Here is a 26998-nt window from a genome sequence, read left to right as displayed (position 1 = left end):
GGTGGTCAGCCGACCATACGCAGGGCTTCGATCGCACGTGAGGCGCTCTGTGCGGCGCCCTCCATGGTGGTGGGCCAGTCGTTGCGGGTCCAGTCCCCGGCGAGGGCGAGGCCTTCGACGGCGGTGCGCTGATCGGGGCGGATGGTGCCGGTGCCGGGGCGTGAGGAGAACGTGGCCTTCCGCCACGGGACGACGTGGGCGTGGACGACGTCGGCGTCCTCGGCCAGGGGGTAGATGGCGCGCAGCGACGCCATGCACCGCTCGACGACCTCGGGGGCCCGGAGCTTGATGAGGTCGTAGGACGCGCAGGTGGTCAGCGCGTAGAGGTGGCCCGCCGTGCTCGGTCTCCCGTGCATGCGCGTCCGGTCGAACACCCAGTGGACGTCGCCGTCCAGCAGGGTCTCCCACGGGTGGGAGGTCCCGATGGGGCGGTCGAGGTAGAGGTTGACCGACATGATCGGGATCGGGACGAGCCTGCGGGTCGCGGCGGCGATCTCCTCGGCGCCGGGGACGAGGTCGAGCAGGCCGCCGACGTCCCAGGCCGGGACGGCGACGATCACGGCGTCGGCCGGGATCAGCTCGCCGTCGGCCGTCGTCACGCCGCGCACCTTCCGGCCGTCCACCTCGACCCGTGCGGCCTTGGCCCGCAACCGGACCTCGACGCCCTTCTCCGCGAAGACCTTCTCGGCTCCGGTGAGGTAGAGGGTGCGCAGGTCGACGGTCGGGTATCCGATGCTCAGGGCGCGGCGTCCAAGGCGCGGGATCTTCTTGTTGCCCGTTCGCAGCGCGGAGGCCAGCGCGTGCGCGGACGCCAGGTGCGGGAGTTCGTTGAGGACGCCCAAGGCCGCCGGGCGCCACAGCATCCGGCGCAGCGCCGGGGGCATGCCGATCCGGTCGAGCCACTGCTCGACCGTGATCTCGTCGAGTTCGTCGCCGGGGCGGGCGGAGGCCGCGAGCATCCGCAGGTGCGGAAGTGCGCTCGCCGCGACGTCGCGGAACCCGATCCCGGGTACGCGGCCCGTCACGAGCCTGAGCACGTCGCGGGCGCGGACCCCGAGGGTCGCCGCGGTGCCGTCGGCCGCCCTGACCCCGAACGTGTCGGGGAACTCGACGAACTGACGAGTGCCCACCGAGCGGAGGTATCGCAGGAGGTGGTCGTACGACCCGGCGATGACGTGCTGCCCGTTGTCGACCATCTCGCCGCCGGCCTCCGCCAGCGGGAAACCGATCGTCCGCCCGCCGAGGCGCCCCTTGCGCTCCAGCAGCGTCACCTGGTCGCCGGCTTCGGCCAGCCACACCGCGGACGCCAGCCCGGCCAGCCCGCCACCGATCACCACGACCCTGCGCACGGCCCACCTCCCACTAAGTTACGTGCCGTAAGTTTCAGTCCGTAACTTGGCTGCGTCAAGGCCCGGTCGCTGATCGGACCGGGAGCGGATCCATCCGTCGCGCCCCTGCTCGGGGAGGTCGCGATCGATCATTCATGACGCTTGTCATGACGAGCGGAATGATCTTGTTGGTAAGAGTTCACGCCCGAGGCGGCGGCAGCACCTTGTGGCTGACCATGGACGATCTCTCTTGATCAGGCGATTCCAGCTCTTGACGCGCCCCAGGTGGCCGTTGAAGATAGTCACAATTCATGTCGCCCGACATGAGATATGAAGGCAACAGTGCCGGGAGGCCGCTGTGACCAGAATCTCAGGCCGTCCACTGTCCGCCCTGGTGATGACGGCGGTCGCGTCACTCGTGGTGACGCTGAGCGGATGCGGTTCCGAGGCGGAGCCGGACACCGAGAAGCTCCCCGCCGGAGCGGTCCCGGCCCTGCACCAGAAGCTCCCCGACTCGATGAAGAAGTCCGGAGTGATCCGGTTCGCCGGCGACCCGCACCCGCCGTACCGCATCGTCGGAGCCGACGGGAAGATCACGACGGGGCTCGACCTCGACGTGCAGGCGGCACTGGGCCGGGTGCTGGGCGTCCGCACCGAGATCGTGGCCGTCAGCGGCCTCGCCGCGTCGCTCGGCGGGATGCTCGCGGGCCGCCACGACATCTTCAACGGCCCGGTCCAGGACACCGCCGAGCGGGAGAAGCAGTTCGACGCCGTGGTCTGGATGACCACCGGGACCTCCTACCTGATCCCGGCCGGTTCGGGGCAGGCGGTGAAGGGCGCCGCGGACCTGTGCGGCAAACGCGTGGCGATCGTGGCGGGCAGCGTCGTCGAGAACCACATGAAGGGCCTGGACGATCACTGCCGCAAGCTCGGCAAGGGAGCGCTGACCCCCGTGGGACTCGCCGACACCAACAGCACCCTGCTGGCCGTCAAGGCCGGACGCGCGGACGCCGCCGGGATGACGCAGAACGCCGCTCTCTACGCCATGCGCCAGGAGAAGAACACCTACGGGATCGTGACCCAGACGGAGGAGCAGGGGGCCGGCACCGCCCAGCTCGCGCTGCTCGCCGCCAAGCGCGACAAGCTCGGCCCGGTGGTCCTCGACGCGTTCCGCGAGCTGTTCCGCACCGGCGAGTACCAGAAGATCATGAAGAAGTGGGGGATGGAGCAGGTGATGGTCCCCGAGCCCAAGATGAACGTCGCCTCCGGCGCATGAGCGTGGCGAAGATCAAGGGCTTGAGAGCGGGCGCCGCCACGTTGGCGCGGCCCGCCGGGGCGCCCCGGCCCACCGGACCGCCCACCGGGGACGACGACGCGGCCCGCGCGCGCTCGCGGATCAGGCCGGGCCGCTGGGTGGCGGGCGCGGTGTTCGCGGTCCTCGCCGCGCAACTGGCCGTGTTCCTGGTGCGCAATCCCGCGTTCGAATGGGGCGTCGTCGCCGAGCACCTGTTCAAGCCTTCGGTGCTGCGCGGACTGGCCATGTCCGTGCTGCTGGCCGTGGTCGCGATGCTCGCCGGCTCGCTGCTGGGGGTGTGCCTCGCCGTCGCCGCGCTGAGCGGCTTCGCTCCGGCGCGCTGGATCTCGGCCGCCTACATCACCCTGTTCCGAGGCGTCCCGCCGCTGGTGCAACTGCTGTTCTGGTTCAACCTCGCCTACCTGCTGCCGGAGATCTCGATCGGGATCCCGTTCGGGCCGACCTTCGCGCAGTGGCCGACCAACGACGTCATCACCTCGCTCACCGCCGCGATGGTCGCCCTGTCCCTGCACGAGGCCGGCTACATGTCGGAGATCATCCGCGGTGGGCTGCTCAGCGTCCCGCCGGGCCAGCGGGACGCGGCCCGGTCGGTCGGCTTCACCTCGGCCCAGGCGTTCCTGCGGATCACCCTTCCGCAGGCCATGCGGTTCATCATCCCGCCGTCAGGCAGCCAGTTCATCACCGTGCTCAAAGGCAGTTCGCTGGTCAGCGTCATCGCGATGTCGGATCTGCTGCATTCGGTCCAGGCCATCTACAGCCGCACCTACCAGGTGATCCCGCTGCTGCTGGTGGCCTGCTTCTGGTACCTGGTCGTGGTCACCGTCCTGTCGGTGGGTCAGCGGCACCTGGAGCGGTACTTCGCGAGGGGGATCGGATGAGCGCGACCAGCGCGACAGGCGGACCGGGCACCGCGGCGCCGGCGGGCGCGTCGTCGCCGCCGGTCCTGCGGATACGCGACGTGCGCAAGGCGTTCGGGTCGCACCAGGCCCTGGCCGGCGTCGACCTGGACGTGGCGGACGGCGAGGTCGTCGTGGTCATCGGGCCGTCCGGCTCGGGCAAGTCCACGCTGGTGCGCTGCGTGGACATGCTGGAGCCGATCGACGGCGGGTCGGTCTACCTGGACGGAGAACTGCTGGGCTACAAGCGGCGCGGCGATCGCCTGCACCCGCTGCCCGAGTCCAAACGGGCCGTCCAGCGCCGCCGGATGGGCATGGTGTTCCAGCAGTTCAACCTGTTCCCCCACTTCACCGTCCTGCGCAACATCACCGAGGGCCCGACGCGGGTGCACGGCCAGACGCGGGAGGAGGCCGAGCGGCGCGCGCGGAACCTGCTGGAGCGGGTGGGGCTCGCCGACAAGGCGCAGTCCTATCCGCAGCAGCTGTCCGGAGGCCAGCAGCAGCGGGTCGCGATCTCCCGGGCGCTCGCCCCCCGTCCCCGGATCCTGCTGTTCGACGAGCCGACCAGCGCGCTGGACCCCGAACTCGTCGACGAGGTCCTGGCGGTGATCAAGGAGCTGGCCAAGGCCGGGATGACGATGGTCGTCGTCACCCACGAGATGGCGTTCGCGCGCGAGGTCGCCGACCGGTGCGTCTTCATGGACGCGGGCCGGATCGTCGAGCAGGGCACCCCGGAGGAGATCTTCGCCCGGCCGCGCTCGGAACGGCTCCGCTCCTTCCTTTCGCGCATCTCCGAGCAGCACCCCGAGCAGGACCCCGAGCAGGGCCCCGCGCGGTCCGCCGAGAAGGGAGGCGACGCCGATGACGCAGGTGACACTGATGGCGGTCGGTGATCTGATCCTGGACGAGCCCGAGCCCGCCTGGTACCTGGAACCGGCTCGCCCGGCACTGGCCCGGGCACAGTTCGTGGTCGGGCACGTCGAGGTTCCGCACACCGACACCACCACCCGGCAGAGCACCGACGTCCCGGCCGAACCGGCCGATCCGCGGGCGTTGAAGGCCCTGGCCGGTGCGGGTTTCGGGGTGGTGACGCTCGCGGGCAACCACATCTTCGACTGCGGTGACGACGGCGTCCTCGACACCGTCCGCCACGCCGAGGCGGCAGGGCTCACGCCCGTCGGCGCGGGCCCGAACCTGGAGGAGGCGAGGAGACCCGCCATCGTCGAGAGGGACGGCCTGCGCATCGGATTCCTCAGCTACAACTGCGTGGGCCCCCGCGAGTCATGGGCGACCTCCGCGAAACCGGGATGCGCCTACGTCCACGTCCTGACCCATTACGAACTGGACCACGCCAGTCCTGGCGGCCCTCCCAAGATCTACACCTTCGCCGATCCGGACGGGCTGGACGCCATGGCCGCCGACATCGCCGCCTTGCGCGAGCGGGCCGACGCCGTCTGCGTGTCGTTCCACAAGGGAGTGGGCCACACCCCGGCCAAGGTGGAGCACTACGAACGGCAGGTCGCCAGGGCCGCGATCGACGCGGGGGCCGATGCGGTGTTCGGCCACCACGCCCACATCATGCGCGGCATCGAGGTCTACCGGGGGCGTCCGATCTACCACGGGCTGGGCAACTTCGTCACCGTCACCCGCGCCCTCGATCCCGGGAACGCCGACAGTCCCGAACGGCAGGCGTGGGCCCGGCGCCGCGTCGAGCTCTACGGGTTCGCTCCCGATCCGGCCATGCCGTTCTACCCGTTCCACCCCGAGAGCAGGAACACCGCGATCGCCGTATGCCGGTTCGGCCCGGACGGGGCTCTGGCCGAGGCCGGGTTCGTCCCGTGCTGGATCGACGACGGGGGACGCCCGGTCCCCGCCGGTGAGACCGGTGATCCCGGGAGGGCCGAGCGGGTGGCCGGCTACATCCGCGACATCAGCGAACGCGCCGGATTCGGCACGGAGTTCGTCCGGCGCGGCGACGAAGTGATCATCGAGGCCGTCGGGGGGAGATCATGAGCCAGGTAGGGAATCCGATCCGGCCGTGCGCGGGACGGGGTGCCCGGTGACCGGCGGCTCACCGGCCGGGCGCCCTCTCGCGGGACGGGTCGTCCTCGACCTGACCACCGCGCTGGCGGGCCCGTACGCGACGCTGCTGCTGGCCGGCCTGGGCGCCCGGGTGATCAAGATCGAGAATCCGGCGACGGGCGGCGACTCCTCCCGGGGCAACGCGCCCTACCTGGGCCGGGACGGGTTGAGCCTGGCCCGCCGGCACGACGACGACCTGTCGGTCTCCCATCTGCTGCGGGGGCGCGGCAAGGAGAGCGTGACACTCGACCTCAAGCATCCGGGGGCGCGTCCCGTCTTCGCCGACCTGGTGCGGCGCGCCGACATCCTGGTGGAGAACTTCAGCCCCGGCGTCACCGGCCGCCTCGGCATCGGCTTCGAGGACGTGCACGCGCTCAACGCCCGGCTCGTGTACACCTCCATCAGCGGCTTCGGAGGCCAGGGCGGCGGGCCGGGGACGGGCAAGGCGATGGACGCGATCATCCAGGCGCTGAGCGGGGTGATGACGACCGCGGGAGCCCAGGGCGACGGCCCCGTCCGGTTCGGGCTGCCGATCGGCGACCTGCTCGCTCCGCTGTACGCGGTCATCGGCACGCTGACGGCCGTCATCCAGGCCGACGCCACCGGCGTGGGCCAGCACGTGGACGTGTCCATGCTGGGGGCGCTCACGTCCCTGGTGGCCTGCGAGCCGTTCGACGTCTACGAGGCGGTGGGGCTGGAACAGCGCACCGGGGCGACGGTGCCGAGACTCGCCCCGTTCGGGGTGTTCGAGGCCGAGGACGGCTGGGTCGCGCTGTGCGCCCCCACCGACCGCTTCGCCGAGGGCGTGTTCGCGGCCATGGGCGTCCCGGACGAGCAATGGCGGCGCCGCTTCGGGGACCGGGACTCCCGCGTCGCCCGGGCGGGGGAGCTGCACGGCCTCATCGCCGACTGGGCCAGGCGGCGTCCGCTGGCCGAGGTCGTGGAGCGGCTGAGCGGGCACGGTGTGCCCGCCGCCGAGGTGCGCGATCCCGTCCAGGCCGTGCGGGACCCCACGGTGCGGGCGCGGGAGGAGGTCGTCCCCGTCCGGCATCCCCGCTACCCCGACGCGGTCGAGCTGTCGGGGACCGGCCTGCCGATCCGCTTCTCGGACGCCGACGCCGGGCTGCGCGAGCCGCCGCCCTACCTCGGCGAGCACAACCTGACCGTCCTGCGGGACCTGCTCGGCTATGACGACGTCCGCATCGCGGACCTGACCGGGGACGCGGTCATATGAGCGCGCTGGACGCCCTCACCGCCCGCTACGGCGACCGGCTCGCCGCGGCGCGCTCGGCCTGGACCGTCGGGTACGTGGGCGCGGACACCCCCGTCGAGCTGATCACGGCCGCCGGTGCGCTGCCGGTGCGGCTCTTCGGCGATCCGGGCGCGAGCACGGACGACGGGGACCGCTACCTCGGCCGGGGGGTGGACCCGTCCGCGCGTTCCGTGCTCACCCGGATCCTCGCCGGGGTCTGGGACGGGCTCGACGCCCTGGTCGTCTCGCGTGACCGTGAGGCGTCGCTGCGGCTCTTCTACGCCCTGCGCGAGCTGCGCAGAACCGAACCCGAGCGTGCGCTGCCGCCCGTCCATCTGGCGGACGTCCTGCATCTGCCGCACCGGACCACCACCGCCTACAACCTGGTGCGGCTGCGGGAGTTCCGCGACCGGCTGTCGTCGTGGACCGGACGCCCGGTCACCGATGAGGCCCTCGCCGCGGCGATCGGCGCGCACGACGAGAACCGGCGGCTGCTGGCCGAGGCCGCCGGGCTGCGGCGGCGCGTGCCCGCGCGGCTGACCGGCACCGAATGGCTGGCCGTCGTGGGCGCGGGCACCGTCATGCCCGCCGAGGAGTACTCCGGGCTTCTCAAGCAGCTGCTCGCCGAGGCCGGCGCGCTCCCCGGACATCGGGGCACCCGGGTCTTCCTGACCGGCAGCGGGCACGACACCCCGCACGTCCACAGGCTGCTGGAGTCGTCCGGATTCCTCGTCGTGGGCGAGGACCACGATTGGGGTGACCTGCTCTTCGAGCGTACGGCCGGAGTCCCGACCCTGGAGGCGCTGGCCGAGCGCTACCAGCACAACGGCCCCTCCGCCCCCCGCGCCTCGATCCGGGCCCGTGCCGCGCACACGGCGCGGGCCGTCCGCCGCTGCCGCGCCGACCTGCTGGTCTCCTACGCGCGCGCCCAGGACGACGCGCCCGCGTGGGACTTCGCCGCCCAGCGGGACGCGGCGGGCGTCCCGGCCGTCCTGATCGACCACCAGCCCTACGGCGAGATCGACCTGTCCCCCATGGAGGAGTACCGGTGACCGGTGACCGGCCGGCTTCGGCGCTGGAGGCGTCGCGCCACCAGCGCGAGTGGTTCCGGCGGCTGCACGCGGAGGCGGGGGAGGGGCGCCCGCTGGCCCTGGTGAACGCCGACGCCCCCCAGGAGATCTTCCGCACGATGGGCATCCCGTACGTGGTGAACCAGTGGTGGGCCTCGATCGTGGCGGCCAAGCAGCAGACCGGCCGCTACCTGGCCCTGCTGCGCGAACACGGCTACCCCGACGACACCGAGCAGTACAGCGCGACCTCGCTGGCCTCCCTTTTCGACGATGACCCGGAATCGGCGCCCTGGGGCGGGCTGCCGCGTCCCACGATCGTGCTCGGCGAGACCACCGGCGACACCTCCCGCAAGGTGTTCGACGTCTGGGACCGGCAACCCGGCATCACCTACTACCCCCTGGAGAGCGCGGCGGAGAACCTGGTGCCGCCCTCCTGGTGGGAGCTGATGCCCTACCAGTGGGAGCAGGCCATCGGCACCGCCCGGGTGGACCTGATGACCGCCGAGCTGCAGGGCCTGATCCGCTTCCTGGAGACCACCACCGGGCTCACCTTCAGCGAGACCAGGTTCCGTGAGGTCATGGCGCTCATCAACGAGCAGGAGGAGTGGAACCGCCGAACCCGGGACCTCGTCGCCCGCGCCCGTCCCACACCGTTGCGGGTGGCCGACGGCATCCCCAGCGTGATGATCCCGCAGTGGCATCGCGGAACCGAATGGGCCCGGGACGCAGCGCGGCGCTTCCACGACGAGGTGCGCGAGCGCGTCGAGTCCGGGCACGCCGTGTGCCCGGACGAGCGGGCCAGGCTGATGTGGATCGGACGCGGGCTGTGGTTCGACATGGACTTCTACCGGTCCTTCGAGGAACGCCATGGCGCCGTGTTCGTCTGGTCGATGTACCTCGCCATCGCCGCCGACGGCTACATCCGGTACGGCGACGACCCGCTGCGCGCCCTGGCCGCCCGGTTCGCCGCCTTCACCGACCAGCTCTACACACCCCCGTGGTCATCCGAGTGGTACGTCAAGGAGGCCCGCCTGCACGGCGTCCACGGGGTCGTCCATCTGATCGAGGACGACGCCCGCGGCGGCTACTTCACCACCCAGGCCCTGCGCCGCGCCGGCATTCCCGTCATCGAGATCCACACCGGCAACGTCGACACCCGCACCTACGACGGCGCCGCCATCACCCGCCGGATCGAGGACTGGCTGGAGTCGGCCGTCCTGCCGGAGGCGGAACGAACACGGGCCCCGCGATGACCGACCCGGAAAACGACGCCGCCGGGCACGCGGCCGCGAAGCCGCCGATCCCGATGCGGTCGATTACTGCGGCTGAGAGAAGGGGCCGCAGGCCGTACCCTGGTCGGCGATGGGTACACGAGGAGTGGAGGGCGCATATCAGGGTGCGCTCCGGGCGTTCCAGAACCCGATGCTCGATCTGCTCCACCGGACCTACGCGCCGTTCGTGGTGACGGTGCTGGCGATGATGTTCACGCCGGAGCGGCCGACGGTGGCGGTGGCGGACGCCCATGCGGAGATCGCCGACGCCCTCGACCGGTTGCGGGCCGCCGGCTACGGCCGCGAGGGCGACCAGCCACTGCCTTCGGGGAACGCCCGTGACCTGTGCCGGCAGTGGGTGCAGGCCGGCTGGCTGGTGCGGCAGGTCTCCGATGACGTCGAGGTGTACCGGCTGTCCGCCCACGGCGTGGGTGCGCTCGAGGTGGCCGGCCGGGTCGGCGGGGCGCGGACCAGAGTGTCGGAGTCCAGGGTCCGGACGCTGCTGGAGGCGGTCGAGCGGCTCGCGCAGGACGCCGACCCGGACGTGATGGCCCGGATGGCGCGCCTCCAGACGGAGATCGATCAGCGCCGGAGGGAGCTCGGGCGGCTCGAACGGGACGGCGTCGTCGACACCGTCGGTGACGACCAGCTGCTCGAGGCGGCGGAGAACGTGCTGCATCTGGCGCGGGAGCTGCCCGCCGACTTCGCCCGCGTCGCCGAGTCGATCAAGGCCATGCAGCGGGACGTCGTCGCCGACCTGCGGCAGGACGTGCGGCCGACCGGGGAGGTGCTGCGCGAGTACCTGGAGCGCGGCCGGCAGATCATGGACGCGACACCGGAGGGCCGCGCGTTCGCCGGGGCGCTGCGCCTGGTCGGTGACCCGGCGCAGATCGACGACCTGTGGGGTCTGCTGCGCACCGTGCTGCGGCACCGGTTCACCGACCTGATGCCGGAGCAGCAGCGCCGGGAACTCGCCGAGATCGCACGCCGGATCGAGCAGGGCGTCAAGGAGGTGCTGGCGGCGCAACGGCAGGCGTCGCACGTCATCACCACCCAGGTCCGCAATCACGACCCGATGCGGGACCGACAGGTGGACGAGTTGCTGCGCGACGTGATGTCCGGATTCCACACCTGGGTGCCCGCGTCGCGCCGCAGCGCGGCCGTCGCCCCGCTGCGCCGCCTGCCCGTGGCCGACGTCGGGCATCTGCGGCAGACCACGAGCGACCCGCGTCCGCCCCGGCCGCCCACGCCCCTGCGGGAATGGGACGAGGCCGAGGACGTGCCGTCCGCCGACACCCGGGCGTGGGGCGGTCCGCAGTACGCCGAACTGCGCGCGCATCTGGCGGCGTTCGCGGGCGACGACGGCGAGGTCGATGTCGCGGCGGCGTTCCGCGCGGCGGCCGAGCGGATACGGCGGCCGGTGGATCTGCTCGGCCTGCTGGAGATCGCGCACGATGACCTCGGGCTGATCGACACGGCCGAGGTCGCGGTGGTCGACGCGGTCCGGCCCGACCGGACCCGGCGGCGGCTCGCGTTCGGCGGCGTGCTGGCGGTGAACCCGGCACCGGCCCGGCCCGCGGACGAGCCGGCGGGGAACGGCGATGAGTGAAACCGGCGGCGCGGACGACGGCCCGGCGGCCGGCGCGGCGGCCGGCTTCATCGAGCCGGTCCCGATGGAGGACGACCCGGCCGAACTGTTCGCCGGTGACACCGGCACGTTGGACGTGGACGTGCGGCGCGTGCTGGTGCGGCTGCTGCAACGCAGGTTCCTGCTGGCCGAGAAGACCCCGGCCCAGTGGCGCACGCTGCTGGAGAACCAGCAGATCATCGAGTCGCGGTTGCACGACCTGTTCGTCCGGCTCGTGGTCGACCACGACCGTGGCATCGCCTACAAGCAGCAGGTGCGCTCGGCGGAGTCGGAGGTCCCGATCCTGCTGAGGGACGATCCCTACAATCGGGCCGAGACCCTGGTCCTGGTCCACCTGCGGACCGTCTTCCAGCGGGAACGCGGCGCGGGTGAGACGTCCGCACGGGTCGACATCGAGGAGCTGGAACAGACCGTCCTGACGTACTTCGATCCGGACGACCACAATCTCGCCCGCAGCCAGCGCGAGATCCAGAACGCCGTGCAGCGGCTGGTCACCGAGGGGCTGCTCGCGGAGGAGTCCGCGGGACGGTACCGCATCACGCCGCTGGTCGAGGTCGTGCTGAGCATCGAGAGGCTCACCGAACTGAACGAGTGGCTACGGGAGCAGAACGGGGCCGCGCCATGAGCATGCTCGACACCTTGTTCGGGTTGATCCCGGCGGCCTCGCGGGGGCAGCAGTGGGTGGCGCGGGATCTGCAGCTGGTCAACTGGGGCGGCTACGACGGGTACCACCGCGTCCGGCTCGCCCCCGGTGCGACCCTGTTCAGCGGCGGTTCCGGGTCGGGCAAGTCGACGCTGATGGACGCCTACATCGCGCTGCTGATGCCGCACACCACGCCGTTCAACGGGGCGTCCAACGGCGGGGTGGTCGGCCGGCCCCGGGGCAAGGACCAGCGCAACATCCTCTCCTACGCGCGCGGGAAACTCGACGAGTCACGGTCGGACGGCGAGACGAGGCTGCGGGTGCTGCGCGGGGACGGCCGCGACACCTGGTCGGCGATCGCGGTGACGTGGGCCGACCACGGCGGTGCGATGTTCACCGCGCTCCGGGCCTGGTACGTGCCGTCGTCCGCGCGCACCCTCGACGATGTCGTCCCGGTCCGCGCCACCTGCGACGACGCCTACGACCTGCGCGAGCTGGACGCCGCCGCGGCCAGCAGGCTCTCCCGCGCCGCGGTGACCGCGACCGGGCCGGCCTGCTTCGACACCGACCGGGACTTCACCGCCCGGCTGCACACCGCTCTGGGCATCGGCGCCGCCGGTGACGGGCACAAGGCGGTCGGGCTGCTCGGCCGGATCCAGGCCGGGCAGCAGATCACCACCGTCGACGCGCTGTACAAGACGATGGTCCTGGAGGAGCCGTCCACCCTGGCCACCGCGGACGAGGTGGTGCAGCAGTTCGACGAGCTGTCCGGAACCCGGGAACGGATGATCACCGCCCGCCGGCAGGTGCGGGCGCTGACCCCGATCCGCGGCCACCGGGACGCCATCGACCGCGCGGTGGCGCGGTTGCTGGTGATCGACGACGTCGGATCGTTCACCGACCCGGCGTCCCCCGCGGCGCTGTGGCGGCACGAACGCCGGCTCGACCTGCTGCGTGCGGCCGAGAAGGACCTGACCGGACGGCGCCGCCGCGCCGAGCAGGAGGCGCAGGAGACGGCCGCGCTGATCACGTCGGCGGAGTCCCAGCGGGAGGCGGTCCTCGACACCCTGCGCGCGTCCGGCGGCGACCGCCTGGAGAACGCGCTCCGGGAGATCCGCAACGTGGAGCGGCGGCTGGCCGACGTCGAACGCGCACGGGAGCGGCTGGACCGCGTCCTGGGCGCCATCGACGCCACCGTGTCGTCCGGTGGGGACTTCGCCGCGCTGGTCGAAACGGCGCGCCGGGCGCTGGCCGACTCCCATGCCAGGAAGACCGCCCAGAACGAGTTCGCCGAGGCGACGTCGGAACGCAAGGCCGCCGAACGTGAACTGGCCGAACTGCGCGCCGAGCACAAGGCGGTCAAGGCCCGCCGCGGCAACATCCCCACCGACCTGCACGCCGCCCGCGACCTGCTGGCCGACGCGGCCGGGCTCACCCCGGACGACCTGCCGTTCGTCGGTGAGCTGATCGAGGTGCGCACGGAGTTCGAACCGTGGCGGGAGGCGTTCAACCTGGCGCTCGGCGGGTTCGCCACCCGGATGCTGATCGACGCCGGCCGGCTGAGCTCGTTCCGCGAGGCGATCAACGCGGTGAAGCTCGCCCGGCGCATCCACTTCGAGGGCGTCCGCACCGGCATGCGCGACGAGATCGGGCTGAACGACAAGACGCTCCCCGGCCGGCTCGACTACCGGCCGTCGCCGTTCACCGCCTGGCTCAAGAGCGAACTCGTCCGCGGTTTCGACTTCGTCTGCGTCGAGACGCCGAAGCTGCTGGGGCAGTACTCCAAGGCGCTCACGATCACCGGCCAGACGTCGCAGAGCGGCCGGGGGGCGCACGGCGGTCACGGCCGGGCCAACCTGCTGGGTTTCAGCAACACCAGGCTGCTCGCCGACCTCGACGGCCGGATCCGCCGCGCCCAGGAACGTCACGATGACGCCGTCGCACAGGCGGCGGAGGCGGAGCAGGCCCTCAACTCGTTCGAGGAGAGACGCACCGCGTACCAGACCGTGACCGAACTGTCCTGGGACCAGGTGGACGTCGAATCGGTCACCGACGAACGGGACCGCTGGGCGGAGGTCATCGCCGACGTCCGCAAGGGCAACCCGGAGATCGACCGGCTGCAGAAGGAGTCGGAGGACCTCAAGGAGCGGATCAGGAAGCTCACCGAGCGCGTCGGCGGGCAGAAGCAGCAGGCAGAGCGGCTCGGCGAGGACTGGGAGTCGATCGTCGACGAGGTGGACGGCGCCCAGCGGGCACTCGACACCGCCGCGGCGACCGGCACCGTGGTGAGCCCGGAACACCGCGAGTACCTCGCGGGGCTGTTCGACGACGCCCCGGACGGCGCCGCCCCCGCGACCGCGCTGGGGGAGTTCGACGCCGCGCACCGGCGCGGTGTCGAACGGATGCACGACGACCGGAAGTCGGCGGAGGATGAGATCGGCCGGTCACGGAAGTCGCTGCAGGAGACGTTCTCGACGTTCGTCGAGCGCTGGCCGAACCCGAACCTCGGCACCGACCCGGACGCCTCCTACCGCGACTTCGACCGCCTTCTCACCGATCTGGAGACCAGCGGCCTGCACGAGCTGGAGACCGAGTGGCGCGACAGCCTGCTCAAACTCTCCGGCAACGACCTGACCAGCCTGGACAGCGAGCTCGCCGCCGCGGTCCGGGAGATCCGCGACCGGATCGACCCGGTCAACCGCATCCTCGCGGAACTGCCGTTCGCCGACGACCACCACCGGCTGCGCATCGACCCGCAGGAAAGCCACTCCGCGGTGCGCGCCCGGTTCCGCAAGGAGCTGCGCGACGTCCGCGCCGTCATCGACAAGGCGGTCGCGGACGCCGACCGGGAACGCGCCTACCACCGGATGGCCAAGGTGATCGACCACATCCGCCGCACGGCCCCCGATTTCGCCGACCTGATCGACGTGCGCAACCACGTCCGGATCAGCGCGGAGAAGTGCGACCTCGCCGGCGAGCATGTCGCGGTCTACGACCACATCGGGGAGAAGTCGGGCGGCGAGTCCCAGGAACTGGTCGCGTTCATCGTCGGCGCCGCGCTGCGCTACCAGCTGGGCGACGCGGGCGCCGAACGGCCACGCTACGCCCCCGTCTTCCTCGACGAGGCGCTGATCAAGGCGGACGCCCACTTCACCGGCCGGGCCATCGGCGCATGGCGCGGGCTGGGCTTCCAGCTCATCATCAGCGCCCCCAACGACAAGCACAGCGCGATCGAACCCCATGTGGACGCCGAGTACCTGATCCTCAAGAACACCGAGGGGCGGTCATGGGCGAAACCCATCGTGGCGGTTCCCGGCGCATGACCCCCCGGCTGATCAACCCGGCCGACGCGGCCGAGTCGCTTCGCCGCAACGTCCACCGGAAATGGGCGGCGGCAGTGTGCGCCGACATCGGCGTCGGAGACCCGGTCACGTTCTCCGTCCCGCTCCGTCCCGGCGTGTCGACCGGAGGCGCGGTCGCGCGGATCGGGTACGCCGCGTGGCACGAGTGGCACATGCGCTGGCGTGAGTTCGCCGACCGGCACCCCACGGGCGTGCTGATCGTCCGCAGGCCGGTGTCCGTCCAAGGCGTGACGGACGACTACCCCGCCACACTCGTCGCGGACCTGGACGCCGCCGTCGCCCTCGTCTCCGGTACCGGGCCGCCGGCCGTGGACGTCGCCCGCGCCCGTGCGCTCGCGTCGTCGCTCCGGTCCACCGGCGCGGTCCTCACCCCGGCCACCCTCCGGGCCGCCTGCCAACTCGGAGCCGACGACGCCGACGTGCTGCTCAGCGCGGTCGCCTGGCTGCATCGGAACCCGGACGCCGGCGCATGGACCGCACGTCAGCTCCCGGTCCCCGGGATGCACACCAAGTGGCTCGACACCCATGGCGCGCTGCTGCGCGATGTCGCCGGGCGCGACGTCCGGGACGAGGTCCGGCCCCGTCCGGCCGTGCTGCACCTGACCTACGTCGACCCCGGTCACGCCGCGTCGGGCCGCCGCAGACATGACGCCTGGACGACCGGCGACATGCACGACATCGCCTACCGGCCGCGGATCGTCCTCGTCGTCGAGAACCGCGACTCCCGGCTCTGGTTCCCACCGGCGCGGGACACGATCGTGGTCGAGGGCGGCGGCAAGGCGGCCGCGGCCCTGCTCGCGAACGTGCCGTGGATCCGCGCCGCGGACCACATCGTCTACTGGGGAGACATCGACGCGGACGGATACGCGATCCTCGACGGCTTCCGCGCCGCGCTGGCCGAGCCCGCACCGGACGGCGCACCACCGAAACCGGTCACCTCGATCCTGATGGACGCCACCGACCTGCACCGCTACGCCGATCATGGGGTGAACCACGACAAGGCCGGCCGTCCCATCAGGCCGTCCCCGGCGACCCTGAGGCACCTCACCGAAGCCGAGACGACCGCCTACGACACCATCGCCACCGCAGGCCCCACCCCGTTCCGCCGGATCGAACAGGAAGCGATTCCTCTCGCCCACGCGGCGACCCGGTTGCTGGACGTCTCCACGAAATCTCCTGCGTAACCGGCCGCCGCCGCCGTCCGCCGTGAGGCCGGCACGGGCCCGGCAACTACAGTCCGGCAGTCGGGAGCTCGGGGTCTCCCTGGTTCGCTTTGCCCGCCATGACGGATGCGGAGGGCGTCCGGGCCGAGCGTCCGGTCTCGCCGGGACCGCCGGGTGTCGGGCATGCTGGGAGATCGGCGGAGAGGAGCCGTGATGAGCCTGGTGATGAGCGCGGCCGAGCGGGAGGCGTTTCTCGCCGGCACGTACGTGGGCATCTTGAGCGTCGCGGACGAGGCGGGCCGGGCGCCGCTGGCGCTGCCCGTCTGGTACACCTACGAGCCGGGCGGCGAGATCACCTTCATCACCGGCCGGGACAGCCGCAAGATGGCCCTGATCCGGGCGGCGGGACGGGTGAGCCTGGTGGTCCAGGAGGCCGCGCTGCCCTACCGGTACGCCTCGGTAGAGGGACCGGTCGTCGGGTTCGAGGATCCGGCCCGTCCAGAGGACCGCCGCTCGCTGGCCGAGCGCTACCTCGGCGTCGAGGGCGGCGCCGAGTATCTGGAGGCGACGAAGGACGTCGCCGAGACGATGGTCCTGACGCGGGTGCGTCCGGAGCGCTGGTACACCCGCGACTACACCGAACAGTCCGGCTGACGACCCCGCCGGCCGCAGAACGAGCCCCGAAGACCCCCGGCGAGCGGAGGGCCGCCGTCCTGACGCCCATGGCACCTGAACGTGCCTCGGCAGCTGGTGGCGGCGTCGTCGAAGGCGCGCACGGCGAAGGTGAGCCGCCCGCCCTCGACCGTGCTCAACTCCGCTTCGACGGTGAAGCCCTCCACTGCTTGCCGAGGTGCGCGAGCGGCCGCAAAAGGTTGCGGAGGGCGGCGCCGACCCATAGGTCGCCTTGGTCGGCGCCCAGACCCGGGGATCACGTGCGGGACGACCGGAAACTCATTACATCTTGGGTCGGCCGTCCCGGTCTGGCGGACGATTCGCCGCTTCGTAAGCGTCGATCACCGTCTGCGGTATATGGCGGGACGGGTCTTGAGTGAAGCCGCGGCCAACATCGAATCGTCTGATCTTCAGGTGGCCGAAACCGTCTTCGAAGAATCCGCTGTCGATGACGTCGATCGGACATCCGATAATCTCAGCGATCTGGTCCACGGCCGCGAGCCACTGTTCGCGACGCTCTGGGTCGTCGTAGCCGATCACGAAATACGAACCAGTCATCGCGTCCTGGCTCTGCAGTTCCTCGGTCAGAAACCGCACCGGTTCAACCGTCAAGCCGTCGTCCACGACGTCAGTTTAGACCCGTTCATCGACGTGGTCGGCGTCTTCCCCGACCGCGCCGCCGCCCAGTTGCTTCCTCGGGTCCCCGGCTACTTCGGCCGGAGTAGAGGCGGTTGCGCCTCCCGACCAGTTCCCACGCTCATCGCTGCCGTTGCCCAAGCTTCTACTTCACGGACGGTGCAGGGCGAGCACGGCTGTTCCAGGATCATGATGTGAGGGTGGGTGTCGGGTCTGTTCGGGAACGTGTGCGGGCCCGGAGGAACCAATGTGCGGCGACCAATGGGATGACGCCGACGGGGTACCAGGCAACATCAATGAGGTCGAACCGGGCGCCCAGCAGTTGGCGCGCGAACCAGCTGCGTTGGGAGAGTGCCGCGGGTATGGGGGTGAGCTGTGCAAACTCGATGAACCAGCAGTATGCGATCGCGGCACTGCCGGCGGGCAGTGGGGAGATCAGCGGCCATATGAAGATCACTATCGTGTAGACGATGGCCGCGGACAAGGCGGCGCCTGAGTACTGTTCGATGGGCCCGTCCATCGCAGCGCGGATTGCGAAGGCCGCGCCTGTGAAGCCGGTTGCCGATACCACCATCAGAAGCCGAGTCCAGCGCACTGCGAGCGACATCGCGCAATCATAAGTGGCAGCGCAGCTAAGGTGGCGGCTGGTCTGCTGAGCTTGGACGGGCGGCAGCCTTACCGCTGCCAAGGGCGGGACGGCAACCCGATGGGTCTCTCACTCAGCGCGAACGTCGCCGAGCAGCGCGTCCAGGCTGGCCGTTCCGGCCCGCGCATCATGGCGTCGCGGCCGGTGGGCTCGTGACAATGCCGCCCTGCACCTCGCAGGTGGCGGCGAGGGTGTTGTAGACGGTGCCGTGGCGGCGCAGGTTACGGTGCAGCAGAGCGACCCGGTGTTCGGGTTCGTCGGTGTCCAGCCGCAGTTCGTAGGTGAAGCGGGTGAAGGTCGGTGGGGAGTCCTGGCGGTGGGCGGTCACCACGGCCTCGGCATGCCGGTACCGGAAGGGCAGGATCTGGCCGCACCGTTCGACGTTCTTGAGCAGGCAGGCGGCGAGCGCCGCGGCGAGCAGTTCGGCGGGTCCTGGGAGCCCGGACGGTGCGCTCGCCCAGGCCGTGTCGAGTGTGATCGTCTCGCGCCCGGCGGTGACCCGGGACCGGCCGGCCGAGGTGGTGGAGGCGGTGACCTGATAGCTGGTGGGCGCCGCCTGGGTGGTGGTGTCGTTCATCGCGGACTCCGGGTGTTCGCGGCGCCGTGAGGGCACGGCGTCCGCATGTCGGCCGTGGGGACATCGATGGCACTGTCATTTCGATGCTCCACTGGGAACCCACCCGTAAGGCAGAGGCCAAGGTCCCGAGATCCACGTCAGCTGGTCCAAGGCGATGGTGGCACCGGTCCGCGGGCACGTGTGGCCGGGGTACGAGGCAGGGGACGGAGTTAGGCCGGTGTCAGGGTCGGCAGGGTGAACAGGCCGGACAGGCGGGTCAGCCTGTCCGGCACCACCCGGTAGTACACCCATGTGCCGCGTCGCTCACCCTCGATGAGCCCGGCTTGGCGCAGCACCTTCAGGTGGTGGGAAATGGTCGGCGCGGTGAGTTCGAACGCGGCGGTCAGGTCGCACACGCACGCCTCGCCGCCGTCCACCGAAGCGATCATGTTCAGCAGGCGCAGCCGCACCGGGTCCGACAGCGCCTTGAACACCTTGGCAAGCTCGGCCGCGTCCGCGTCGCTCAATGCCGGGCCGCTCAGCGGTGCACAGCAGGCGGGCTCTGTCAGGTTCTCAAGCGCCAGAGACTTAGACATGCCTCTAAATTGACATCCATCTATGCAATGATGCAAACTGACCTCTGCTTAGACAGACATCTAAGCAAGGGTTGTGATGAGAGCGCTGCTCGCCCGAACCCTCCCGAACGCGTAAGGAGTCAGAGTGAACGACGAGACTGGACGGCCGCAACCCGAGCCCACCGGTACGGGAGGTTGCTGCACCGACGGCGCGGTGGCCGAGAACCCCGCGGTGGCGGTCCAGCAGGCAAAGGCCGACGCCGGCCGCGGCTCGGCCGTTGACGGGCGGTTCGACGGTCTGCCGGTCGTGGTGATCGGAGCCGGACCGGTCGGGCTGGCCGCGGCCGCGCATCTGGCCGAACGCGACCAGGACTTCCTCGTCCTGGAGGCCGGGGCCGAGGCGGGCGCGGCGATCTCCGAGTGGGGACATGTCCGGTTGTTCTCGCCTTGGCGGTACGACACCGACGCCGCCGCCCGGCGGCTGCTGGAGCCGGCGGGCTGGCGCCTGCCCGATGCCGAGGTGCTGCCGACCGGTGCCGAACTGGTGCGCGACTACCTGGCTCCGCTGGCGAAGGTACCCGCGCTGGCCGGGCGGATCCGCACCGGCACCCGCGTGGTGGCCGTCGCCCGTCAGGGGGTGGACGTCACCCGGACGGTCGGCCGCGAGGAGCGTCCGCTGCTGGTCCGCGCGGTCGGCCCGGACGGCGCCGTCCAGGACGTCACCGCCCGCGCCGTCATCGACACGTCCGGCACCTGGGGACGCGGCAACCCGCTGGGGCACTCCGGTCTCCCCGCGCCAGGCGAGCAGGAGGCCGCACCGTACCTGACCGGGCCGCTACCCGACGTCCTGAACCGTGACCGTGACCGCTTCGCCGGCCGCCACACCTTGGTGGTCGGGATGGGGCACTCGGCCGCCAACACCTTGCTCGCGCTGGCGGAACTCGCCCGAACCGAGCCCGGCACCCGCATCACCTGGGCGGTGCGGGGCGCGTCGGCGGCCCGGCTGTACGGCGGCGGCGACGCCGACGGCCTCCCCGCGCGCGGCGCCCTGGGCACCCGCCTCAAGCAGGCGGTGGACGACGGCGAGATCGACCTGGTCCGCGGATTCACCATCACCGGCTTCACCGCGCCCGAAGGCGGCCCCGCCGCCGGACCGGTCCAGGTCACCGGCGACACCCCGGACGGCGCACGCACCCTCCCGGCCGACAACGTGGTCGCGGCCACAGGGTTCCGGCCCGATCTGGACATGCTCCGCGAGGTCCGCGTCGACCTCGACCCCGCCACCGAGGCACCGGCCAGACTCGCCCCGATGATCGACCCCAACTTCCACAGCTGCGGGACGGTCCCGCCGCACGGTGAACGCGACCTCACCCACACCGAGACCGGCTTCTATCTGGCCGGGATGAAGAGCTACGGCCGCGCCCCCACCTTCCTGATGGCCACCGGGTACGAGCAGGTCCGCTCCATCGCCGCCGCGCTCGCCGGAGACCGCGAGGCCGCCGACACCGTCCAGCTCGACCTCCCCGAGACCGGCGTCTGCTCCACCGGCCTGGTCACCGAGGACCTGCTGCCCGGCGCCACCGGTGAGGACGCCGGATGCGGAACCTTGTGCTCCACCGGACCGGAGGCCGCCACTGAGGCCGGGCCCGACAGCGCCTCCTGCTGCGGCACCTCGGCATCCGAACCGGTCACCGTCGGTGTCGGCGCCCCGGCCGGAGCGGGGTTCGCGACCGGCCGCCTCCACGGCCACTCCGGTGAGGCCGAACGAGGCGATGCCTGACGCGGCGGAACCGGTCACGCGAGACCGGGCACCGGCGGTTTCGGCCGCCGGTGCCCGCGGACTGGCCGGCCGTGCCTCGAGAACGACCGGCAGCCCCTTGGCCGCGCTGTGCGTCACCGAGATCACCAGCTGGGGCGTGCTGTACTACGCCTTCCCGGTCCTGGCACGGGACATCACCCGCGATACCGGCTGGTCCACCGCGGCCATCACCGCCGCGTTCTCCTCCGCGCTGATCGTGGCCGCGCTGGCCGGCATCCCGGTCGGCCGGGCACTGGACCGGCACGGTCCCCGGGCACTGATGACCGGCGGCTCGCTGCTGGCCGTCCTCGCCGTCCTCGCGGTGGCGGCGGCGCCGAACCTGGTGTGCTTCGCCGCCGCCTGGCTGCTCGCCGGCGTCGCGATGGCCGCGGTGCTCTACCAGCCCGCCTTCGCCGCACTGACCCGCTACTACGCGCCCCACCACCTCCGCGCGTTGACGACCCTCACCCTGGTCGCCGGACTGGCCAGCACCGTCTTCGCGCCGCTCACCGACGCCCTTTCGGCCCACCTGTCGTGGCGCGGCGTCTACCTGGTACTCGCAGCGGTGCTGGCCCTCGTCACCATCCCGCTGCACCTGCTGGCCCTGCGACGCCCCTGGCCCCCACCACCCGAAGCCGCCTCGGGCGGACGCGACGGACCGGCCGGACGCGCCCGTGACCGCGCCGGTGTTTCGGGCACCGTGCGCAGCAGGCCGTTCCTTCTGCTGGCCGCCGCGCTCACTCTGTCGGCGTTCGCGATGTACGCGGTGATGATCAGCCTCATCCCGCTGCTCACCTCCCGCGGCGCCGCCAGCGGCACCGCCGCCTGGGCGCTCGGCCTCGGCGGGATCGGCCAGGTCGCCGGACGCCTGGGCTACGGCGCCCTGGTGCGCCGTACCGGCGTCCGCGCCCGCACCGTCTGGATCCTGACACTGTCGGCCGCCACCACCGCCGCTCTCGCGGTCATCCCCGGCCCGGTCGCACTGCTCATCGCCGTGGCGTTCCTGGCCGGCACGACGCGCGGCATCGCCACCCTGCTGCAGGCCACCGCCGTCTCCGACCGCTGGGGCGCCGCGTCCTACGGCGCCCTGTCCGGAATCCTCGCCGCCCCCGTCACCATCGCCGCCGCGCTGGCCCCCTTCGCCGGAGCCGCCCTGGCCGCATGGCTCGGCGGCTACCCCCACATGTTCCTGGCACTGACCGCCGCCGCCGTCCTCGCGGCACTGCTCGCCGCCGGCACCGCACCGCCGCACGCCACCACCGCCGATCACCGGCCCGCAACGCCGACATGCTGACCGCGGTGCGGGCCCCGGGTGGGCCCGCACCGGATTGGCGACGAGCCCCTGGGAGCACCGGAATTCGGAGCATCGGTGATGTCCCATATGCGGCTGCTCGTTCGTCGTAGGGGGCGAGAGTCCGATGCCCTGGCCTGTATCATTCCAGGGTGATGTCAGTAGAAGTTGATGTGTTGCGGGTGCTGGCGGATCCGCTGCGTGCGCGGATCGTGACCCTGCTCGCCGGTGAGGCGCTGTGCACGTGCCACCTGGTGGAGGAGACCGGCGCGAAACAGACCAACATCTCCAACCACCTGCGGGTGCTGAAGGACGCCGGGGTGGTGGAGACCGAGCCGTGCGGCCGGTTCACCTACTACCGGCTGCGCCCCGAGGCACTGGACGTCCTGGCCGAGCGGCTCGGCGAACTGGCGACGAAGGCCCGCACCACTCGTGACAGCGACACCAGGAGGCCCTGCCCGTGACCACCACCGAACCGGCGACGCCGCAGACCGATACCGCCGAGTCCGGCCTGGTGGGCAGGCTGTCCACGCTGGACCGGTTCCTGCCGGTGTGGATCATCGCCGCGATGGCGGTCGGGCTCGGGCTCGGCCGCACGGTGTCCGGCCTGGACGACGCGCTGGCCAAGGTCGAGGTCGGCGGCATCTCGGTGCCGATCGCCCTGGGGCTGCTGGTGATGATGTATCCGGTGCTGGCCAAGGTCCGCTACGACCGCCTCGACACCGTCACAGGCGACCGCCGGCTCATGGTCTCCTCGCTGGTGCTGAACTGGCTGATCGGCCCCGCGCTCATGTTCGCGCTCGCCTGGATCTTCCTGCCCGACCTGCCCGAGTACCGCACCGGGCTGATCATCGTCGGGCTGGCCCGCTGCATCGCGATGGTCATCATCTGGAACGACCTGGCCTGCGGCGACCGCGAGGCCGCCGCCGTCCTGGTCGCCCTGAACTCGATCTTCCAGGTCGTCGCGTTCGGCGCTCTGGGCTGGTTCTACCTCAAGGTGCTGCCCGGCTGGCTCGGCCTGGCCACCGACGAGGTGCACTTCTCCACCGGCACGATCGTGGTGAACGTGCTGGTGTTCCTCGGCGTCCCGCTGCTGGCGGGCTACCTCACCCGTCGCGCCGGCGAGAGGGCCCGCGGACGCGACTGGTACGAGACCCGGTTCCTGCCCCGCATCGGCCCGGTCGCGCTGTACGGGCTGCTGTTCACGATCGTCATCCTGTTCGCCCTGCAAGGCGACACCATCACCGGCCGGCCCGCCGACGTGGCCCGCATCGCGCTGCCGCTGCTGGTCTACTTCGCGCTCATGTGGGGTGGGTCGTTCGCCCTCGGCCACGCCGTCCGGCTGCCCTACCCCCGGACCGCGACGCTGGCCTTCACCGCCGCCGGCAACAACTTCGAACTGGCCATCGCCGTCGCCATCGGCACCTTCGGCGTCACCTCCGGCCAGGCCCTGTCCGGTGTCGTCGGCCCCCTCATCGAGGTCCCCGTCCTGGTCGCCCTGGTGTACGTCTCCCTGTGGCTCCGCCGCCGCCTCACCACCCGACCGGCGCAGGCGGGGACGACTTGACGTGCTCACCACCGGCCAGCTCACCACCGACGTGCTCACCACCGACGTGCTCACCACCGGCCTGCTCACCATGCTCGACCAGCGAGGAAACCGATGCCCGACAAGCCCAGCGTCCTGTTCGTCTGCGTCCACAACGCCGGACGGTCCCAGATGGCCGCCGCCTACCTCGCCCACTTCGCCGGCGACAGGGTCGAAGTCCGCTCCGCCGGATCGGCCCCCGCCGACCAGGTCAACCCCGCCGTCGTGCAGGCCATGGCCGAGGAGGGCATCGACGTCTCCGCCGAAACACCCAAGATCCTCACCACCGACGCCGTCCAGGCCTCCGACGTCGTCATCACCATGGGCTGCGGCGACACCTGCCCCGTCTTCCCCGGCAAGCGCTACCTCGACTGGGAACTCGACGACCCCGCCGGACAGGGCGTCGACGCCGTCCGCCCCATCCGCGACGAAATCCGCGCCCGCATCGAACGACTCACCGCCGAACTCACCGGCGACCGATCCGACGAACGCGGCCCCCGGTCGAGTTGAGCCGGCGACCCGCGACCGCCGAGCAGCCCGGAAGTCGGGATCCTGGTGCGGCTTCCACAACCTGGACCTGACGCGTTGGCTTGGCATCATCGGGACGCTTGCACGAAGAACGCGGTCGGCGCGCCAGGGCCCGGTTACGCGACGGCGCTTTAGCGGTTCAGGGCGGCGCAGGTGGGCTGCCACCGGGTGGTGTAGGCGGCGCGGGCGGGTTCGGGGAGCGGGGCGAGCACGGTCGCGACAGTCTGCTCCGGCGTGGCGGGGTGTGACCGAGGCCGGTCAGGAACGCTGGAGGTTGGCGCTTTCACCTACTTCGGGATCCTCCCAGACGAGGCCCTGACCTCGCGGTGTCAGGCTCTGCAGCTCGCCGAGCACGCAGCGCGGGTCCTGGGTGAGCAGCCGGTTGGGAAAAGCGAGGATGGGGTCCTCGGCGGAGACGAGCAGGGCCGTCGACTCGCAGGTGAGCCCGACGGCGTTCGTCGTGCTGATTCTGACGGCTTCGGTGCCGACGGTGCCGTCGGTCAGGACGAATGTCCGGCGCATGCCCGCGCCTTCGGTGGGGACGGCGGTGATCGCACCGGAGGTCCCGGTCCAGCGTCCGCGCAGGGCGCCGGGCACCGAGTTGCGGCGGACGCGGCTCAGGGTTCCCGACTCAGTGTCGGCCTTGTTGGTGGATCCTTCCCAGGTCCCGAGCATGCCCGCCGGGACGTCGCCCCGGACCGTACGGGACGGCCGCGGAGCCCCATCGGCGGCGGTCCGGTCGCTGTTGAGGGCGATGGCGGCTCCGATCGCGACGACGGCGGTCGTCGCGGCGGCCCCGGTCGCCAGATAGATCCTGGTACGCGGGGTACGGCGCACGGCGGGCGGGACGGCGGCCGCGGGCCCGCCCGAAGACGTGGGGAACCCCTCCGGCGTGGGCACGGCCATTGCGGAGGACTGGTCCACGGCAGACTCCGGGACCGGTCGGGACGGTGCCGGCGCCGGGTCCGGTGTGGACGGCGCAGCCGCGGGGTTCTCCAGATCGAGCAGGCCGACGGCGTGACGGCCCAGTTCGCTGACGACCTCGGCGGGCAGCCAGGAGGGCGGCATCGGCGGTAGCGCGTCCAGGATCGCGGCCGGCGTGGTGCGCTCCTGCGGTGCCTGCACCAGGCAGGACTCCACGAGATCGCCGACCGGCCCGGACAGATCACCGAGGTCGGGGCGGCCTTGCGTCACCTGGAGGAGCAGGGCGTGCACACCGTGCACGCGCGTCCCGTACGGTCGGCGGCCCGTCGCCGCGTACGCCAGCACCGAGCCCAGGCTGAAGACGTCGCTGGCGGGGCCGAGCTCGCTACCGCGCACCTGCTCGGGCGACATGAAGGCGGGCGTGCCGACCAGGGCGCCGGTGCGGGTGACGACGCTGTCATCGACCGACTTGACGATGCCGAAGTCGATCACCCGCGGCCCGTCGATGGTCACCAGCACGTTGGACGGTTTGAGGTCGCGGTGGATCAGCCCTACGGCGTGCACGGCCTGCAACGCGTGGGCCAGCCCGGACGCCAGGGCCAGGACGGACGCGGTGGGCAGCGGGCCGTGCCGCTCCACCAGGTCTTCGAGCGAGGGACCCGGCACATAGCCGGTGGCGACCCAGGGGGTGTCGGAGTCGGTGTCGGCGTCCAGGACCGGCGCCGTCCAGGCCCCTCCGACGCGCTGCGCCGCCTTCACCTCGCGGCGGAACCGCCGCCGGAACTGCGGGTCCCGGGCGAACTCGGGGTGCACCACCTTGACGGCCACCGTCCGCCCGCTGCGGGAGCGGCCCAGGAAGACCCGTCCCATGCCGCCGGCGCCCAGCCGGCCGAGGAGCCGGTACTCGCCCATCGTCTGCGGATCGCCGGGCTTCAAAGCCTCCACGCGTCCCCCCTGTTCCAAGATCAAGAGCAGGATAGGAGGGCCCTTCCCCGGCCGCCACCGGAGTTCAGATCCCGATCCACGGGCCGGCATGCCGTCCGCTCCAAGCTACGGGTTCCTCATCTCCGGCGGCGCTTCTGGCGGCGGTGCTTGGAGGCGGGGCGCTGTTGCGGTGGCTTCTTACGGGCGGGCTGCTGCCGGGGATTGCGGCCGCGGGAGCTGTTGGGGGTGCGGCCGCGGACGATGCCGATCAGTTCCTCCATGAGGTCGGTCGTCTCGGCCTCGAGCCAGGCCAGGCCGATCTGGGACTGAGGAGCGTCGGTCACGGTTCGGTAGGTGAGGTCCTTGCGGTGGTGGAGGCGGGCCAGAGACTGCGGGAGCAGCAGGACGCCGGTTCCCGACGCCACCAACCCGATCGCGCCGGCGGTGCTCTCAGGACGGGTGAAGGCAGACTGCCCGGGACGGCCGTCCCAGGTCAGGACGTCGTCGAGCGGCTCGAAAACGTCCTCGTCGGCGAGATCGGCGAGCTCCACCTCCTCCACCGCGGCCACCGCGTGATCCTTGGGCACCACGACCACGGTCGTCTCCAGGTACAGCGGGATCACATGGAGGGCCTCGCGGTCGACGGGCAGGCGTACGAACGCCGCGTCCACGCCGCCGTTCCGCAGCACGGGGACGACCTCGGCCGCCGGCATCTGCAGCAGGCGGAGCGGCACCTCCCGGACCCGCTCGGCCCACACCCCGGCCCACTTCGCGGGCGTCACCCCCGGCACGTAGGCCAGCCGGAACTCACCATCGGTCACTCCGCCACCCTA

General features: G+C 71.7%; 24 protein-coding genes. 17 read left to right on the top strand and 7 right to left on the bottom strand.

The features are described from left to right. Nucleotides 1-5: 5 nt before the first annotated feature. The gene (hpnE, locus tag ACGFK0_RS22120; RefSeq protein ID WP_392907391.1) at nt 6-1349 is read right to left on the bottom strand and encodes a hydroxysqualene dehydroxylase HpnE; all 1344 of its coding nucleotides are present in this window, start codon (nt 1347-1349) and stop codon (nt 6-8) included. Nucleotides 1350-1686: 337 nt separating this feature from the next. On the opposite strand from hpnE, the gene ACGFK0_RS22115 reads away from it, so the two are divergent. The 12 genes from ACGFK0_RS22115 to ACGFK0_RS22060 all read left to right on the top strand — a co-directional run bounded on the left by ACGFK0_RS22115 (nt 1687) and on the right by ACGFK0_RS22060 (nt 16684). Then, on the top strand, nt 1687-2604 hold the full coding sequence (locus ACGFK0_RS22115; protein ID WP_392907387.1) for a transporter substrate-binding domain-containing protein: 918 nt from the start codon (nt 1687-1689) through the stop codon (nt 2602-2604). Continuing rightward, a complete protein-coding gene (locus ACGFK0_RS22110; protein ID WP_392907384.1) occupies nt 2601-3521 on the top strand; it encodes an amino acid ABC transporter permease in 921 nt (306 codons plus the stop codon). Before ACGFK0_RS22115 ends, ACGFK0_RS22110 begins: the two co-directional genes overlap by 4 nt. After that, nucleotides 3518-4432, top strand: a complete 915-nt coding sequence (locus ACGFK0_RS22105) for an amino acid ABC transporter ATP-binding protein (RefSeq protein ID WP_392907381.1) — start codon at nt 3518-3520, stop codon at nt 4430-4432. The genes ACGFK0_RS22110 and ACGFK0_RS22105 overlap by 4 nt, the downstream gene beginning before the upstream one ends. After that, entirely contained in the window at nt 4401-5552 is a 1152-nt protein-coding gene (locus ACGFK0_RS22100; RefSeq protein WP_392907378.1) for a CapA family protein, read from the top strand. Before ACGFK0_RS22105 ends, ACGFK0_RS22100 begins: the two co-directional genes overlap by 32 nt. Nucleotides 5553-5577: 25 nt before the next feature. Next, a complete protein-coding gene (locus ACGFK0_RS22095) occupies nt 5578-6855 on the top strand; it encodes a CaiB/BaiF CoA transferase family protein (protein WP_392907375.1) in 1278 nt (425 codons plus the stop codon). Continuing rightward, nucleotides 6852-7925 (top strand): 2-hydroxyacyl-CoA dehydratase subunit D, encoded by a 1074-nt coding sequence (locus tag ACGFK0_RS22090; RefSeq protein WP_392907372.1) that lies wholly within the window; start codon nt 6852-6854, stop codon nt 7923-7925. The genes ACGFK0_RS22095 and ACGFK0_RS22090 overlap by 4 nt, the downstream gene beginning before the upstream one ends. Beyond that, the gene (locus ACGFK0_RS22085; protein WP_392907369.1) at nt 7922-9196 is read left to right on the top strand and encodes a 2-hydroxyacyl-CoA dehydratase; all 1275 of its coding nucleotides are present in this window, start codon (nt 7922-7924) and stop codon (nt 9194-9196) included. The genes ACGFK0_RS22090 and ACGFK0_RS22085 overlap by 4 nt, the downstream gene beginning before the upstream one ends. A gap of 109 nt (nt 9197-9305) precedes the next feature. Next, the gene (locus ACGFK0_RS22080; RefSeq protein ID WP_392907366.1) at nt 9306-10823 is read left to right on the top strand and encodes a DUF3375 domain-containing protein; all 1518 of its coding nucleotides are present in this window, start codon (nt 9306-9308) and stop codon (nt 10821-10823) included. Continuing rightward, nucleotides 10816-11487 (top strand): DUF4194 domain-containing protein, encoded by a 672-nt coding sequence (locus ACGFK0_RS22075; RefSeq protein WP_392907363.1) that lies wholly within the window; start codon nt 10816-10818, stop codon nt 11485-11487. The genes ACGFK0_RS22080 and ACGFK0_RS22075 overlap by 8 nt, the downstream gene beginning before the upstream one ends. Further along, the gene (locus ACGFK0_RS22070) at nt 11484-14828 is read left to right on the top strand and encodes an ATP-binding protein (RefSeq protein WP_392907360.1); all 3345 of its coding nucleotides are present in this window, start codon (nt 11484-11486) and stop codon (nt 14826-14828) included. Before ACGFK0_RS22075 ends, ACGFK0_RS22070 begins: the two co-directional genes overlap by 4 nt. After that, a complete protein-coding gene (locus ACGFK0_RS22065; RefSeq protein WP_392907357.1) occupies nt 14825-16051 on the top strand; it encodes a Wadjet anti-phage system protein JetD domain-containing protein in 1227 nt (408 codons plus the stop codon). The genes ACGFK0_RS22070 and ACGFK0_RS22065 overlap by 4 nt, the downstream gene beginning before the upstream one ends. 192 nt (nt 16052-16243) lie before the next feature. After that, nucleotides 16244-16684, top strand: coding sequence for a pyridoxamine 5'-phosphate oxidase family protein (locus tag ACGFK0_RS22060; RefSeq protein WP_392907354.1), 441 nt, complete (start codon nt 16244-16246; stop codon nt 16682-16684). 300 nt (nt 16685-16984) lie between these two features. Here the strand turns inward: ACGFK0_RS22060 and ACGFK0_RS22055 are convergent, their stop codons facing one another. The 4 genes from ACGFK0_RS22055 to ACGFK0_RS22040 all read right to left on the bottom strand — a co-directional run bounded on the left by ACGFK0_RS22055 (nt 16985) and on the right by ACGFK0_RS22040 (nt 19136). Then, nucleotides 16985-17326, bottom strand: coding sequence for a hypothetical protein (locus ACGFK0_RS22055; RefSeq protein WP_392907351.1), 342 nt, complete (start codon nt 17324-17326; stop codon nt 16985-16987). Nucleotides 17327-17525: 199 nt separating this feature from the next. Further along, nucleotides 17526-17945 carry a DUF2809 domain-containing protein gene (locus ACGFK0_RS22050; protein WP_392907348.1) on the bottom strand — a complete coding sequence of 140 codons (420 nt, stop codon included), beginning with the start codon at nt 17943-17945 and terminating at the stop codon, nt 17526-17528. A 166-nt stretch (nt 17946-18111) separates the two neighbouring features. Then, entirely contained in the window at nt 18112-18561 is a 450-nt protein-coding gene (locus ACGFK0_RS22045; RefSeq protein ID WP_392907345.1) for an OsmC family protein, read from the bottom strand. Between the two features lie 209 nt (nt 18562-18770). Further along, on the bottom strand, nt 18771-19136 hold the full coding sequence (locus ACGFK0_RS22040) for an ArsR/SmtB family transcription factor (protein ID WP_392907342.1): 366 nt from the start codon (nt 19134-19136) through the stop codon (nt 18771-18773). A 124-nt stretch (nt 19137-19260) separates the two neighbouring features. Between ACGFK0_RS22040 and ACGFK0_RS22035 the strand changes: the two genes are divergently transcribed. From ACGFK0_RS22035 to ACGFK0_RS22015, 5 genes are all read left to right on the top strand, one after another. Then, complete coding sequence (locus ACGFK0_RS22035) at nt 19261-20895, top strand: FAD-dependent oxidoreductase (protein ID WP_392907339.1); 1635 nt, start codon at nt 19261-19263, stop codon at nt 20893-20895. A 97-nt stretch (nt 20896-20992) separates the two neighbouring features. Then, nucleotides 20993-22207 (top strand): MFS transporter, encoded by a 1215-nt coding sequence (locus ACGFK0_RS22030; RefSeq protein ID WP_392907336.1) that lies wholly within the window; start codon nt 20993-20995, stop codon nt 22205-22207. 152 nt (nt 22208-22359) lie between these two features. Beyond that, complete coding sequence (locus ACGFK0_RS22025; RefSeq protein WP_392907333.1) at nt 22360-22668, top strand: ArsR/SmtB family transcription factor; 309 nt, start codon at nt 22360-22362, stop codon at nt 22666-22668. Next, nucleotides 22665-23771, top strand: a complete 1107-nt coding sequence (arsB, locus tag ACGFK0_RS22020; RefSeq protein WP_392907330.1) for an ACR3 family arsenite efflux transporter — start codon at nt 22665-22667, stop codon at nt 23769-23771. The genes ACGFK0_RS22025 and arsB overlap by 4 nt, the downstream gene beginning before the upstream one ends. A 93-nt stretch (nt 23772-23864) precedes the next feature. Next, on the top strand, nt 23865-24299 hold the full coding sequence (locus tag ACGFK0_RS22015; protein ID WP_392907327.1) for an arsenate reductase ArsC: 435 nt from the start codon (nt 23865-23867) through the stop codon (nt 24297-24299). 276 nt (nt 24300-24575) lie between these two features. Here ACGFK0_RS22015 and ACGFK0_RS22010 read toward each other — a convergent pair whose 3' ends face one another. Further along, the gene (locus ACGFK0_RS22010) at nt 24576-26186 is read right to left on the bottom strand and encodes a protein kinase (protein ID WP_392907324.1); all 1611 of its coding nucleotides are present in this window, start codon (nt 26184-26186) and stop codon (nt 24576-24578) included. A 116-nt stretch (nt 26187-26302) separates the two neighbouring features. Then, entirely contained in the window at nt 26303-26986 is a 684-nt protein-coding gene (locus ACGFK0_RS22005) for a LysR family substrate-binding domain-containing protein (protein ID WP_392907321.1), read from the bottom strand. Nucleotides 26987-26998: the final 12 nt, after the last annotated feature.

Source organism: Spirillospora sp. NPDC048823 (assembly GCF_043198445.1).
GTDB lineage: Bacteria > Actinomycetota > Actinomycetes > Streptosporangiales > Streptosporangiaceae > Spirillospora.
Note: the sequence above shows the minus strand (reverse complement) of the source record. Positions and strands in the feature narration are given on the sequence as shown.

Bases quoted from the DNA above. Each gene is read 5' to 3' on its own strand.
- ACGFK0_RS22015 (WP_392907327.1), top strand. From the start codon at position 23,865: ATGCCCGACAAGCCCAGCGTCCTGTTCGTCTGCGTCCACAACGCCGGA.
- ACGFK0_RS22090 (WP_392907372.1), top strand. From the start codon at position 6,852: ATGAGCGCGCTGGACGCCCTCACCGCCCGCTACGGCGACCGGCTCGCC.
- ACGFK0_RS22105 (WP_392907381.1), top strand. From the start codon at position 3,518: ATGAGCGCGACCAGCGCGACAGGCGGACCGGGCACCGCGGCGCCGGCG.
- ACGFK0_RS22045 (WP_392907345.1), bottom strand. From the start codon at position 18,561: ATGAACGACACCACCACCCAGGCGGCGCCCACCAGCTATCAGGTCACC.
- ACGFK0_RS22025 (WP_392907333.1), top strand. From the start codon at position 22,360: ATGTCAGTAGAAGTTGATGTGTTGCGGGTGCTGGCGGATCCGCTGCGT.
- ACGFK0_RS22070 (WP_392907360.1), top strand. From the start codon at position 11,484: ATGAGCATGCTCGACACCTTGTTCGGGTTGATCCCGGCGGCCTCGCGG.
- ACGFK0_RS22080 (WP_392907366.1), top strand. From the start codon at position 9,306: ATGGGTACACGAGGAGTGGAGGGCGCATATCAGGGTGCGCTCCGGGCG.
- ACGFK0_RS22040 (WP_392907342.1), bottom strand. From the start codon at position 19,136: ATGTCTAAGTCTCTGGCGCTTGAGAACCTGACAGAGCCCGCCTGCTGT.
- ACGFK0_RS22075 (WP_392907363.1), top strand. From the start codon at position 10,816: ATGAGTGAAACCGGCGGCGCGGACGACGGCCCGGCGGCCGGCGCGGCG.
- ACGFK0_RS22110 (WP_392907384.1), top strand. From the start codon at position 2,601: ATGAGCGTGGCGAAGATCAAGGGCTTGAGAGCGGGCGCCGCCACGTTG.
- ACGFK0_RS22050 (WP_392907348.1), bottom strand. From the start codon at position 17,945: ATGTCGCTCGCAGTGCGCTGGACTCGGCTTCTGATGGTGGTATCGGCA.
- ACGFK0_RS22065 (WP_392907357.1), top strand. From the start codon at position 14,825: ATGACCCCCCGGCTGATCAACCCGGCCGACGCGGCCGAGTCGCTTCGC.
- ACGFK0_RS22100 (WP_392907378.1), top strand. From the start codon at position 4,401: ATGACGCAGGTGACACTGATGGCGGTCGGTGATCTGATCCTGGACGAG.
- ACGFK0_RS22060 (WP_392907354.1), top strand. From the start codon at position 16,244: ATGAGCCTGGTGATGAGCGCGGCCGAGCGGGAGGCGTTTCTCGCCGGC.